11 protein-coding genes are annotated in these 13,084 nt (G+C 64.7%); 7 read left to right on the top strand and 4 right to left on the bottom strand.

Features of this window, described 5'->3' with window-relative positions; all coding sequences use genetic code 11:
• Positions 1 to 7 precede the first annotated feature (7 nt).
• Both NCR93_RS19010 and clcA read right to left on the bottom strand, forming a co-directional pair.
• Positions 8 to 1,036, bottom strand: coding sequence for an aldo/keto reductase (locus NCR93_RS19010; RefSeq protein WP_239294387.1), 1,029 nt, complete (start codon positions 1,034 to 1,036; stop codon positions 8 to 10).
• Between the two features lie 68 nt (positions 1,037 to 1,104).
• On the bottom strand, positions 1,105 to 2,430 hold the full coding sequence (gene clcA / locus NCR93_RS19005) for a H(+)/Cl(-) exchange transporter ClcA (protein WP_175979549.1): 1,326 nt from the start codon (positions 2,428 to 2,430) through the stop codon (positions 1,105 to 1,107).
• Between the two features lie 134 nt (positions 2,431 to 2,564).
• On the opposite strand from clcA, the gene NCR93_RS19000 reads away from it, so the two are divergent.
• The 3 genes from NCR93_RS19000 (at position 2,565) to NCR93_RS18990 (ending at position 6,274) form a co-directional block, all read left to right on the top strand.
• Positions 2,565 to 4,850, top strand: a complete 2,286-nt coding sequence (locus NCR93_RS19000) for a VTT domain-containing protein (RefSeq protein ID WP_175979548.1) — start codon at positions 2,565 to 2,567, stop codon at positions 4,848 to 4,850.
• On the top strand, positions 4,847 to 5,614 hold the full coding sequence (locus NCR93_RS18995) for an endonuclease/exonuclease/phosphatase family protein (protein ID WP_008352800.1): 768 nt from the start codon (positions 4,847 to 4,849) through the stop codon (positions 5,612 to 5,614). The genes NCR93_RS19000 and NCR93_RS18995 overlap by 4 nt, the downstream gene beginning before the upstream one ends.
• 198 nt (positions 5,615 to 5,812) lie before the next feature.
• Positions 5,813 to 6,274: an HU family DNA-binding protein gene (locus NCR93_RS18990; RefSeq protein ID WP_008352802.1), complete on the top strand. Its 462-nt coding sequence runs from the start codon at positions 5,813 to 5,815 to the stop codon at positions 6,272 to 6,274.
• 141 nt (positions 6,275 to 6,415) lie between these two features.
• On the opposite strand, the gene NCR93_RS18985 is transcribed toward NCR93_RS18990, so the two are convergent.
• Complete coding sequence (locus NCR93_RS18985; RefSeq protein ID WP_250532276.1) at positions 6,416 to 7,318, bottom strand: LysR family transcriptional regulator; 903 nt, start codon at positions 7,316 to 7,318, stop codon at positions 6,416 to 6,418.
• A gap of 121 nt (positions 7,319 to 7,439) precedes the next feature.
• Here NCR93_RS18985 and NCR93_RS18980 point away from each other — a divergent pair, with 121 nt between their 5' ends.
• The gene (locus tag NCR93_RS18980; protein ID WP_175979546.1) at positions 7,440 to 8,183 is read left to right on the top strand and encodes an SDR family oxidoreductase; all 744 of its coding nucleotides are present in this window, start codon (positions 7,440 to 7,442) and stop codon (positions 8,181 to 8,183) included.
• Here NCR93_RS18980 and NCR93_RS18975 read toward each other — a convergent pair.
• Entirely contained in the window at positions 8,180 to 9,754 is a 1,575-nt protein-coding gene (locus NCR93_RS18975) for a 3'-5' exonuclease family protein (RefSeq protein ID WP_175979545.1), read from the bottom strand. The two genes, NCR93_RS18980 and NCR93_RS18975, sit on opposite strands and share 4 nt — an antisense overlap.
• A gap of 139 nt (positions 9,755 to 9,893) precedes the next feature.
• Here NCR93_RS18975 and NCR93_RS18970 point away from each other — a divergent pair, with 139 nt between their 5' ends.
• Genes NCR93_RS18970 through NCR93_RS18960 form a run of 3 tightly spaced genes read left to right on the top strand, consistent with a single transcriptional unit; the run spans position 9,894 to position 13,038 of the window.
• Complete coding sequence (locus NCR93_RS18970) at positions 9,894 to 11,300, top strand: circularly permuted type 2 ATP-grasp protein (RefSeq protein WP_033536712.1); 1,407 nt, start codon at positions 9,894 to 9,896, stop codon at positions 11,298 to 11,300.
• Position 11,301: 1 nt separating this feature from the next.
• Positions 11,302 to 12,255 (top strand): alpha-E domain-containing protein, encoded by a 954-nt coding sequence (locus NCR93_RS18965; RefSeq protein ID WP_250532275.1) that lies wholly within the window; start codon positions 11,302 to 11,304, stop codon positions 12,253 to 12,255.
• 3 nt (positions 12,256 to 12,258) lie between these two features.
• On the top strand, positions 12,259 to 13,038 hold the full coding sequence (locus NCR93_RS18960) for a transglutaminase family protein (RefSeq protein WP_175979544.1): 780 nt from the start codon (positions 12,259 to 12,261) through the stop codon (positions 13,036 to 13,038).
• Positions 13,039 to 13,084: the final 46 nt, after the last annotated feature.

Genomic DNA, 13,084 nt, shown 5'->3' with positions numbered 1-13,084 from the left:
AACCTCCTTACACGGGGAACGGATTGCGTTCCGCGAATCCCTGTTGATGCCAGTACGGATACGCGGGCCGCACCGCGCTCGCCTCATCGAGCTTCTTCACCTGTTCCGCCGTGAGGTTCCAGCCGACCGCGCCGAGGTTCTGCCGCAGTTGCTCCTCGTTGCGCGCGCCGATCAGCACAGTCGCGACCGTCGGGCGCTGCAGCAGCCAGTTGAGCGCGATCTGCGGCACGGTCTTGCCGGTTTCCTCGGCGATGGCGTCGAGCGCATCGACGACGCGGTACAGATATTCGTCCGGCACTGGCGGCCCCATGTCGGCGGTTTTGTGCAGACGGCTCGTCGCGGGCAGCGGCTGGCCGCGCCGAATCTTGCCGGTGAGGCGTCCCCAGCCGAGCGGGCTCCAGACGATCGCGCCGACGCCCTGATCGATGCCGAGCGGCATCAGCTCCCATTCGTAATCGCGGCCGATCAGCGAGTAGTAAGTCTGATTCGCGACATAGCGCGGATAGCCGTAACGGTCGGCCACATTGAGCGATTTCTGCAAATGCCAGCCCGAGAAATTCGACACGCCCGTATAGCGGATTTTTCCGGCGCGCACGAGATCGTCGAGCGTGGAAAGCGTCTCTTCGACGGGCGTTTTCGCATCGAAGCCATGCAACTGGAACACGTCGATGTAATCCGTTTGCAGGCGTTCCAGTGCCCCGTTCACGGCCTTGATGAGATGAAAGCGCGACGAACCGACGGCGTTCGGGTCGTTGTCGTCGAAGCGGAAGGTCGCCTTGGTCGAGACGATGACCTTGTCGCGCCGGCCCTTGAGCGCCTCGCCGAGTATCGATTCCGACGTGCCGCGCGAGTAGATGTCGGCGGTGTCGAACATCGTCACGCCCGCGTCGAGGCAGATGTCGACGAGCTTGCGCGCTTCGCTCACGTCGGTCTCGCCCCACGCCTGAAAGAGTTCGCCCTTGCCGCCGAAAGTGCCGGTGCCGAAGCTCAGGACGGGAACCTTGAAGCCCGAAGCACCGAGATGTCGATATTCCATTGCGTGTCCTCGTGGATGAAGTCCATCGACGAGACTACCGCAACGGCTCGACGCATGCAGCGTCCGCGTCAGCGATGCCGCGCCGCGCGTTCGCCGAGCGAATCGTAGATCGGCGGCACGCGCAGGAGCATCGGCACGATCATCGCGGTGAAGCAGGCGGTGAGCATCGGCAGAAGCAGCGTGAAGCTCGCCGTCATTTCCGTGACGAGCACGATGCCCGTCACCGGCGCGCGCACCACCGCGACGAAGAACGCCGCCATGCCGACCACCGCGAACGTGGCGGTGTCGCCGGCGGGGCTCGCCATGCCGGGAAACCAGTCGAGACACACGCGGCCGAACACGAGGCCCGTCTGCGCGCCGAGCGCGAGCATCGGCGCGAAAAGGCCGCCTGGCGTGCCCGCCGCATACGACACCGGGCCGAGCACGAAGCGCAACGCGAACATCGCCGTCACGCTCGCGACGGTTCCCGCGCCGAGCAGCGCGCGCTCGGTCAGCGCATCGCCGCCGCCGGCGAGAGCCGGCGCGAACCACGCGAGCAGGCCGACCGCCGCGCCGACCACGGCGGCGCGCGCCGTCGCATGTTTCACCGATGCGGGCGGCGCGATCGAGTCGGCGACATCGATCGTCCAGAGAATGACGCGGCTGTACAGCGCGCCGAGCAGCCCCAGCAACAGGCCGAGCACGAGATGCGCGCCGGTCATCTCGAAGCCGGGAAACGGCTGCGCGGGCAGATGAAAGTCGGGCAGATCGCCATGCAGCAGACGCGCCATCGCGATCGCGCTCGCGGATGCGCCGAGCGCCGCGACCGCCGTGCGGGTATCGAAACGGCGCATCAGTTCTTCGAGCACGAACACTGCGCCCGCGATCGGCGCATTGAACGCCGTGGCGAGCCCCGCGCCCGCGCCGGCCGCGAGCAGCACACGGCAATCGCCGGCATTGCGCCTGAAAGACGTGCCGATGGCATGTGCGATCGATGCACCCATCTGCACGGTCGGACCTTCGCGGCCGAGCGCGAGCCCCGCGCCGATGGCGAGCACGCCGCCCACGAACTTGATCGGGATGAGCACGAGCGGCGCAGGCGGCACGCTGCCGCGCAGCACCGCTTCGACGTGTGGAATGCCGCTGCCGCTCGCCATCGGCGCGAAACGCGCGACGAGCCATGCGGCGAGCGCGGATGCCGCCGTCGCCGCGAGCACGACGAGCACGATCGCCGCATCGTGGCCCGCGTGCGCCCACGCGACGAACGCGTTGCGCCAGATATCGCCGCGTTCGAGCGCGAAGCGAAAGAGCACGCCGATCGCGCCCGTCGCCGCCCCGACGACCACCGATGCCGCCGCGAGCGGAACGAGTCCTGCGCGCTCATCGTCCTGATTGGTGACTTCGTTATCGTTCATCGCGCATGTCGCTCCGGAATCGGCATGTGCAACGAAGCGTAACATCGCGCGGCGCGGCGGGCATGGGGCTTGCAAAACGAAAGTTATTTCGCCGCGAAGCCCGTCGCGGGGTATGCAGAGGCACACAGAGGCACATGAACCACGCAAACGACGAGCCGTTTTTTCAGCCAGGGCGCAATTGCGCGAGCGTGCGTCACGCAGATCGCTTCAGTCTGCTCATCGATGGCGCCGATTATTTCCGCGTGCTGCGCGAGGCGCTCACGCGCGCGGAGCGCACGGTGTTCATCCTCGGCTGGGATATCGATAGCCGCATGAAGCTCACGCCCGAAGGCGCGGACGACGGCTATCCCGAAGCGCTCGGCGAATTTCTGCACGCGCTCGCGGGCGACAAGCGGCGGTTGCGCATCTACATTCTCGCTTGGGATTTCGCGATGCTCTACGCATTCGAGCGCGAATGGCTGCCCGTCTACAAGATGGGCTGGCGCACGCACCGGCGCATCGCGTTCCAGATGGACGGCAAGCATCCGCTCGGCGGATCGCAGCATCAGAAGATCGTCGTGATCGATGATCGCGTGGCATTCGTCGGCGGACTCGATCTCACGCGCTCGCGCTGGGACACGTCCGCGCACGCGCCCGACGAGCCGCTGCGCCGCGATGCGAACGGCGCGGCATATCAGCCGTTTCACGACGTCCACACGATGTTCGATGGCGACGCCGCGCGCGAAATCGGCCAGCTCGCACGCGAACGATGGGCCCGCGCATGCGGCAAGCGCCTCGCGATTCGCGCGCATCGCGCGACGCTGCAGAACGATCCTTGGCCGCCTTCGCGACGCGTCGATCTCGAAGATGTCGATATCGCCATCTCGCTCACCGAGCCGGATTATCTCGGCCGCGAACCGGTGCAGCAGATTCGCACGCAGTATCTCGACGCCATCGCGCGGGCGCGGCGCAGCATCTATATCGAGAACCAGTACTTCACTTCGGGGACGATCGGCGCGGCGCTCGCGGATTCGCTCGCGCGCGAGGACGGACCCGATCTCACGATCGTCGTGCCGCGCAATCAGAGCGGCTGGCTTCAGGAAGTGACGATGGGCGTGCTGCGCGCGCGCCTGCACAGGCTTCTGAAAAGCGCCGACGCGCACGGGCGTTATCGGCTGCTGTGCCCGAGCGTGCCGAAGCTCGGCGACGCGATCGTCAACGTGCACAGCAAGCTGATGATCGTCGACGACGAATTGCTGATCGTCGGTTCGGCCAATCTGAACAATCGCTCGATGGTCCTCGACAGCGAATGCAACGTCTCCATCGATGCGGGCGCGGATGCGCGTATCCGCCGCGCGATCGCGACGATGCGCGACACGCTGCTCGCCGAGCATCTCGGTTGCGATATCGCGGATGTGGTGCGCGAACGAGAGGCGCGCAACGGCACGAATGCGGGAATTCAGGCGCTGTTGCGCGACCGCGACGAACATCGCACGATGGTGCCGCTCGATCCGCAAGTGTCGACGGAGCTCGACCAGCTGATTCCGCCCGAGGCGCTGATCGATCCCGAAACGCCGATCGCCGCCGACGAACTCGTCGATCAGTTCGTGCCTGCGGAAAAGACGCGTCCGCTCATCGGCCGCTTCGCGCTGCTCGGCATGTTCGCGCTGATGGTCGTGGTCGTCGCGGGTCTGTGGCACTGGACGCCGCTCGGCGATTACGTGAACCTGAAGTCGCTCACGAACGCGACGCGCCATATCGATTCGCTGCCGCTCGCGCCGGTCTGGATCGTGCTCGGCTATGTCATCGCGGCCGTCATGGCCGTGCCGATCACGTTGCTGATCGCGACGACGGGCATCGTTTTCGGCGCGTCCTGGGGCGCGGCTTATGCGTTCATCGGCACGACGATTGCAGCGGCGATATCGTATTCCCTTGGCAATTGGCTCGGCCGTGACGCGGTGCGCAAGCTCGCGGGCGCGCGCGTCAACCGGCTGTCCGAACGCGTGGCGAAGCGCGGCATCGTCGCGGTCGTCGTGTTGCGGATCTTGCCCGTTGCACCATTTGCGATCGTCAATCTCGTGGCGGGCGCATCGCATATCCGCATGCGCGACTTCATGATCGGCACGATGCTCGGCATGGGCCCCGGCATCTTTCTGACGGTCGCGTTCGCGCATCAGTTCGTCGCGTCGCTGCATCGGCCGACGGTCGGCTCGTTCGCGGTGCTGATCGGCATCGGCGCGGCGCTGATCGGCGCGTCGCTGCTGCTGCAGCGCTTTCTCGGTGGCAAGAATCGTCACGACGCGCACGAAGGCGCACCGAGCGATGCGGACAAATCGCGCGCCAGCGACGAAGCCAAACGCGCGAGCGAACTGCGCGAGAACGGCACGATGCCGCGCGAATCATCGACGAAAAACGAGCGCCCCGACGAGGTCAACTCATGACGCTGATGCACGAGACCGTCATCGAACGCGAATATATGAAGGACGCGCGCGCACGCGAGCTGCGCATCGCCACATACAACTTGCATGGCGCGATAGGCATCGACGGCAAGTTCGCGCCGGAACGCATCGGCGCAGTGCTCGCCGAGATCGATGCGGACATCTTCGCGCTGCAGGAAGTGCCGCTCGGCGGCAGCGGCGCGCCCGATGTGCTCGACGTGCTGCAACGCATGACGAACCTGAACGCGGTCGCGGGCCCGACGCTCGACACGCCCGAACGGCGTTACGGCAACGCAGTGCTCACGCGCTATCCGGTGCGCGCGGTCCGCACGCTCGATCTTTCGTTCAGGAGCCGCGAGCCGCGCGGCGCGCTCGATGCCGACATCGATTGCGGCGGCGAACTCTGGCGTGTGGTCGCGACGCATCTCGGGCTTGCATCGAGCGAAAGGCGCGCGCAAGTGGAGCAAGTGCTGCAAAGCTTCGATACGCCCGCGCTGCCCGTGATCCTGCTCGGCGATCTGAACGAATGGTTCGTCTATGGCCGCACGTTGCGGCGGCTCGTCACGCACTTTCATCGCGCGAGTGCGTTACGCACCTTTCCGACGCGCTATCCGCTCTTCGCGCTCGATCGCATCTGGGTGCATCCTGGCGAACGTCTCATGCGTGTCGATGTGCATCGCACGCCGCTTTCGCGTATCGCATCGGATCACTATCCGCTCATCGCGCATATCGCGCATCGCGCATTTGCATCGTCGATGCAGCGATAAAGCGCGCGACGTATGCGATGTAAACGCGGCTCCATGACTTGCGTGTCAGCGCGACGCCACGAAAAACCCCTATAAAAACGATATAAAAGCGCAAAAGACTCGCACGAACTCGCTTGGCCTATGTAGAATCCGGCGTGATACGAACGCATCGGTGCGAACGTATTCGAATATCACTGACCAAAAACAGGTAGGAGAAACATGCCGACTTCCGCTAAAACCGCTGCCAAGAAAGCCCCGGCCAAGAAGGCCACGGCGAAGACCGCTGCCGCACCGGTGAAGAAAGCAGCAGCACCGAAAGTTGCCGCGAAGAAAGTAGCCGCGAAGAAGACCACGAGCGGCGCTCCCACGCCGATCAAGGACACGTTCACGAAGGCATCGCTCGCAACGCATCTCGCAGATCGCGCCGCTGTCGACGTGAAAGCGGTGAAGGCCGTGCTGGTCGCGCTGGAAGACACCATCCTCGGTTCGATCCACAAGAAGGGCGCTGGCGAATTCACGCTGTCGGGCCTGCTGAAGATCACCGCGCAAGCCGTGGCCGCGAAGAAGAAGCGCTTCGGCAAGGACCCGTTCACGGGCGAGGAGCGCTGGTTCCCGGCCAAGCCGGCAAGCGTTCGCATCAAGGCGCGCGCGCTGAAGAAGCTGAAGGACGCAGCGGCTTAAGTCTCTTTCGCCGGCATCACGGCTTCGGTTGCGTTGGCGAAATCGAAGCGCGTCGAACAAGAGGCCAGCTTCCCTTCATCGGGATGCTGGCCTCTTTTGCTTTCTCGTCCCTTGCTTTTGCGTTCCTTGCTTTTGCTTTCCTTATAACGCGCGCGCGTTGAAAGGCGCGAAGATCTCGCTCAACGAATCCGCGAAAACCCGTACGCGCGCGGAGAGCTGCCGGTTATGCGGATACAGCACGGAGATAGGCATCGGTGGTGGCGGAAGGTTGGGAAGCACGAGTCGCAGACGACCATCGTTCAAAGCATCGTCGACGTGATAGCGCGGCACCTGCACGATGCCGAGTCCGGCGAGCGCGGCTTGCGTATAGAGTTCGACGCCCGACACCGAAACCGACGCCTGCAATTCGATGGTCTCGATACGCCCGTCGACGCTGAACTCCAGCGGCAATGCGCGACCCGTCGCGCTCGATACGAAGTTCACCGCGCGATGCGATGCAAGCGCTTTGAGATCATCCGGCGTGCCTTCACGCGCGAGATACGCGGGACTCGCCACGGTGACTTGTTCGAGCAGCGCGACGCGCCGGCCGATCATCGACGAATCCTGCAACATGCCCGCGCGCAGCACGCAATCGACGCCTTCGCGCACGAGATCGACGAGCCTGTCGTCCTCGCCGATATGCAGTTCGATCTGCGCATGACGCTCGAGAAACGCGGGCAGTCCCGGCATGATGAAATGCCGCGCGAGCGTGCCTTGCAGATTGACGCGCAACAAACCCTTCGGCTCCGCGTGCTTGAACGAGCCTTCCGCTTCTTCCAGATCGGCGATGAGACGCACGCAACGCCGATAGTGCTCTTCGCCATCGGGCGTGAGGCGCACCGTGCGCGTCGTGCGTTCGAGCAGGCGCGCGCCGAGCCGCTCTTCCATGCGCTTCATCAGATTAGTGACGGTGGCGCGCGGTATCTGCAGATCGTCGGCCGCTTGCGTGAAGCTGTGCCGCTCCGCGATACGCACGAAGACCTGCATTTCCTGGAATCGATCCATGGCGAATGGGCGGTGAATTGTTAAAGCTACTGGAACGATGATACTAATCCACGCACGATGATCGCGAAAACGGAATGATTCATCATGCTTCTCATCGAACAGCCACTTTGAGGAGCACATCATGAGTCAGACTCAATCGAAACGCGTGGCGATCGTCACGGGCGCGTCGCGCGGCATCGGCGCCGAGATCGCGCGGCGTCTTGCACGCGACGGCTTCGCGGTCGCGGTGAACTATGCGTCGAGCGCGAAGGAAGCGGATGCGCTCGTCGTGCAATTGCGCGAAGCGGGAAGCACGGCGATCGCGGTAAAAGCGGATGTCGCCAAAGCCGACGACGTGCGCGACATGTTCGAGACCGTCGAAGCGCAGCTCGGCAAAGTCGATGCGCTCGTCAACAACGCGGGCGTTCTGAAGACCGCGCCGCTCGCCGACACGAGCGATGCGCTTTACGACCAGACGTTCGATATCAACGTGCGCGGCACGTTCAACACGCTGCGCGAAGCGGCGGCGCGCATGAAGGGCGGCGGGCGCATCGTGAACTTTTCGAGCACGACGCTCGCGCTCAATATGCCGGGCTACGCGATCTACAACGCGACGAAGTCGGCGGTCGAATCGTTCACGCATGTGTTCGCGAAGGAGTTGCGCGGACGCGGCATCACGGTGAATGCGGTCGCGCCCGGACCGGTGGCGACGTCGCTGTTCCTCGAGGGCAAGACCGACGAGCAGATCGCCACGTTCTCGAAGATGCCGCCACTCGAACGTCTCGGTCAGCCGGACGATATCGCCTCGATCGTCGCGTTTCTCGTCGGGCCGGATGCGGGCTGGGTCAACGGGCAGGTGCTGCGCGCGAACGGCGGCATCGCTTAAAGCATCAGCGGGAACTGGTCGTCGGCGGGTGCGCGGCGCTTCGTCGTCGCGCGTTTCGTCTGCTGTGTGACGGCGGCGCGCGCGGGCGCTTCCTGTACGACGAGTTGGAACGCAGGCCGCGCATCGCATGCGATCCATTGCAGTTGTTCCGGCGCGAGGCGCTTCGCGATCAGGCTGTACACATCGGAGTCGAACGGGCGTAGGTCGGGTGCGTCGGCGAGCAGCGGCGCGATGCTGTCGCGTGTCGCGCATGTGCCGATATAGCACCATCGATCGATTACGTGCCACGCTTCGCGACCCGATGCTTCATCGCGCTCGCAGACGGCGATCGGCCCTTCGTGCGGCCATTTCACGAGGCGCGCGCCTTCGAGCGCATCGAGCGCACGCGAGGCGTGATCCGCGAGCGTTTCGATTCCCGCACACGACCCGAGGCAGCGTTTCACCTGATAGCCGAAGCAGCCGCGCCCCGGCGAAAGCGGCGCTTTTTCGAGGCCGAGCGTCGCGTGACAGAGATTGTGTTCATCCGCCAGATGGCGCATGAACGCATGCGCTTTCGCGCGCGACGCGAACACGCCGAAGAGATGTTCCTCGCGCGACAGATCGCGTTTGTTCGCCTTCACGAGCGTCGGCGCGTGCGCGCCCGGTAGCCACTGCCACGCACACGTTGCCGATGCGCCTTTGAGCAAGCGATTGTGCGTCGGCTTCAGCTCCTTCACGAGCTTCGCTTCGAGCAGCAGCGCGCCGAGCTCTCCGACCGTCTCGCGGCATTCGATGCGACGGATCGCCTGCGAGATCGACAAGTCCTTCTGAAGCCTGTGATCGCCCGAAAAATGCGCCGCAACGCGTTGTTTCAGGTTGATGCTCTTGCCGACATAGAGCGGCACGTCGTCGTCGCCGTGAAAGAGATAGACGCCGGGCGCCGACGGCAACGCATCGAGCGCGCCTTCGGGCAGCGCGGCGGGCAAGCTCGCGCGGCGCACGAGCGTTTTGATGGCTGCGTCGACGAGATCCTGCGAATAGAGCGCGTGAATCTTCTGCCAGAACTGCCAGAGCAGGTCAGCGTCGGCGAGCGCGCGATGGCGTCCTTCGGGCGCGAGATTCAGCCGCGCGATGAGCGCATCGAGACCATGTCTTTCGACCGATGGAAAGAGCGCGCGCGACAGCCGCACCGTGCACAGCGTATCCGCGCGAAACGCGATGCCCGCGCGGCGAAAGGCGTTCTTGAGGAAGCCGTAATCGAAGCGCGCGTTGTGCGCGACGAAGAGCTTGCCGTGCAGCCGCTCCGCGAGCGCGGGCGCGAGCGATTCGAAGGTGGGCTGGCCGCGCAGCATGGCGTCGTCGATGCCGGTCAGGCGCGCGATGAACGGCGGCACCGGCACGCCCGGATCGACGAGCACGCTCCAGCGCTCGATGCCCGCCGTGCTCGCTTCAACGACGCCGATTTCGGTGATGTGGTCCTCGGTCGCGTTCGAGCCGGTGGTTTCCAGATCGACGAAAACGATCGGGCGCACGAGTCCTGCGAGAAGGGCATCGGCGAGGGAATCGGCTTCGTCTTCGAAAGCGTCGGACATGATGAAACGTTGAGCGTTGAGCGGGCAGTCTAGCGCGAAACGGCCGTGCACCATGAACGCGCGCTAAAAAAGTGGCGCACGTCGCGCACTTTCGTCCGATACTGCAAGGAAATGCGGTAAAAAAACGAAGGACGCAATGATGCAGATCTACGATGAAATGCGTCAGGACGACACCGTGCGCAGTCACTACGCGCGGTTTTCACGCTGGCTCGCGCAGCAGCGCCCCGAAACCATCGCGAGAAAGCGCGCCGAAGCGGACGTGCTGTTCCGGCGCGTCGGCATCACGTTCGCGGTGAATGGCGATCTGTCCGGCACCGAGCGGCTCATTCCCTTCGACATGATTCCGCGCATCATTCCCGGCGACGAATGGCGCGTGCTCGAAGCCGGTTTGCGGCAGCGCGTGCAGGCGCTCAATCTCTTTCTGCACGATATCTACCACGACGGCGACATCGTGCTCGCCGGGCGCGTTCCGGCCGAACAGGTCTACACGAACGCGCAATATCGGCCGGAAATGCAGGGCGTCGACGTGCCGCTCGACGTCTACGCGCATATCGCGGGCGTCGATGTGGTGCGCGCGGGCGCGGCGGGCGAGTTCTACGTGCTCGAAGACAATTTGCGCGTGCCGTCGGGCGTGTCGTACATGCTCGAAAACCGCAAGATGATGATGCGGCTCTTTCCCGAACTCTTCGTGCAGAACCGCGTCGCGCCGGTCGCGCATTATCCCGACCTGCTGCTGGAAACATTGCGTTCGATCGCGCCTGAAGGCGTCGACGATCCGGCGGTCGTCGTGCTGACGCCCGGCATGTACAACTCAGCGTACTTCGAGCACACCTTCCTCGCGCAGCAGATGGGCGTGGAACTCGTCGAGGGCAAGGATCTTTTCGTCGACGACAACTATGTCTTCATGCGGACGACGCACGGCCCGCGCCGCGTCGACGTGATCTATCGCCGCGTGGACGACGACTTTCTGGATCCGCTCGCGTTTCGCGCCGATTCGGCGCTCGGCATTCCGGGCTTGCTGACGTCGTATCGCGCGGGGCGCGTGACGCTCGCGAACGCGATGGGCACCGGCATCGCCGACGACAAATCGATCTATCCGTTCGTGCCCGACATGATCGAGTTCTATCTCGGCGAGAAGCCGATCCTGAACAACGTGCCGACGTTTCAGTGCCGCAAGCCCGACGATCTCGCGTACACGCTCGCGCATCTGCCGGAGCTCGTCGTGAAGGAAGTGCACGGCGCGGGCGGCTACGGCATGCTCGTCGGGCCGGCATCGACGCAAGAGGAGATCGAAACCTTTCGCGCGTTGCTGCTCGCGCGGCCCGAAGGCTATATCGCGCAGCCGACGCTCGCGCTCTCCGCGTGCCCGACCTTCGTCGAGGCGGGCATCGCGCCGCGTCATATCGATTTGCGGCCGTTCGTGCTGTCGGGCCGCGAAGTGTCGATGTGCGCGGGCGGCCTCACGCGCGTCGCGCTGCGCGAAGGCTCGCTCGTCGTCAATTCGTCGCAAGGCGGCGGGACCAAAGATACGTGGATGGTCGAATGACATGCTGAGCCGAACCGCCGATCACCTGTTCTGGATGGCGCGTTACATGGAGCGCGCCGAGAACACCGCGCGCATGCTCGACATCAACATGGAAGGCGCGCTCCTGCCGCAAACGCCCGAGCAGGAAGCGCGCGCGCAGCGTTCGGTGCTGAAGATATCCGAGCTGGAAGACATGTTCGACGCGCGTCATCCGGGATCGCGCTCGCGCGAGGACATGCTGCACTTCATGGTCGCCGATGCGCGCAATCCGTCGAGCATCCTCTCGTGCCTGAAGGCGACGCGCGAAAATGCGCGCGCGGTGCGCGGCACGCTCACCACCGACGGCTGGGAAACGATCAACTTCACCTGGCTCGAATTCACTCAGCGCCTCGCGAACATGGAACTGCAAACGAGCCCGGATGCACTGTTCGAATGGGTCAAGTACCGCTCGAATCTGTGCCGCGGCGTGATGCAGGGCACCGCGCTGCGCGACGACGCGTTTTTCTTCATGCAGCTCGGCGCGTATCTCGAACGCGCGGACAACACGGCGCGCATTCTCGATGTCCGTTTCGCCGATGCCACGCCGAACTCGCGCGAAGCCGCGCGGCAGCTCGAAGACTTCTACTACTGGACGTCGATACTGAGTTCCGTGTCGGCGCTGGAGATTTATCGCAAGGTGTATCGCGATGTCGTGACGCCCGCGCGCGTCGTCGAACTGCTGATCCTCAACGAGCAGATGCCGCGTTCGCTGCTGGCATCGCTCGACGGCGTCTGCGACACGCTCGCGAAATTGCGCACGGACGCGTCGAAGGAATGCGAGCGTTTCGCGGGCAAGCTGCGCGCCGATGTGCTGTATGCCGACATCCGCCAGATACTCGAAACGGGCGTGCACGCGTGGCTGACGCAGTTTCTCAAGCGTGTCGACGAACTCGGCCTGCGCGTGATGCACACCTTCCTCATGTTGCCGATCGCGTGAATCATGCTGCTGACCATTCGCCACGACATCCGCTATCGCTACGCCACGCCGGTCACGTATTCGATCCAGCAGTTTCGCGTGAGTCCGGCGAGCGGCGCGTCGCAGATCGTGCGGCACTGGCATGTCGAAGCGCCGGGCAAGCTCGACCTCACGCGCGACGCCTACGGCAACGCGCTGCACACGCTCGTGCTGACGAAGCCGCACAGCGAGATTCATGTGAGCGTGGCGGGCGAGATCGAAACGGAGGCTTTATCCGATGGCCGTCTCTTCGATGAAGCCGGTCCGATTCCGCTCGAACATTTCACCTGTCCCACGCGGCTTACCGCGCCCGATGCCGCGATCCGCGAGCTCGCGCACGGCGTCGACGCGCTCGATACGCCCGCGTCGCTCATCGCGCTGACGGAGCGTATCGGCGAGCGCGTGCGGTATCGCAAGGAGCCGGCGTATGCGGCGGGCACGGCGGCGCAGGCGCTCGCGAGCGGCTTCGGCGATGCGCGCGATCTCGCGCATTTGATGCTCGCGTGCTGCCGCGCGCGGGGCGTGCCGGCGCGCTGCGTGAGCGGCTATGTGGATGCCGACGTGCACGCCTGGACCGACGTGTGGATCGAGCACGGCTGGGTGTCGATCGATGCGACCCGGGCGGCGTTCGCGGGCGAGCGTCATTGCCGTCTTGCCGTCGCGCGCGATTACGAATCGGCGGCGCCGGTGCGCGGCTCGCGCGTCGGCGGGAAAGAGGAAACGCTGACGGTGCATGTGAGCATCGATACACAGCCGGATCAGTGAACGCATCGATGCGACGCGCGGTCGCGCTCAGTACAATGTGGGTTTG

Source organism: Caballeronia sp. ATUFL_F1_KS39 (assembly GCF_023630985.1).
Lineage (GTDB): Bacteria > Pseudomonadota > Gammaproteobacteria > Burkholderiales > Burkholderiaceae > Caballeronia > Caballeronia zhejiangensis.
The sequence above is the reverse complement of the archived record's forward strand: the minus strand, read 5'-3'. Positions and strand labels throughout refer to the sequence as shown.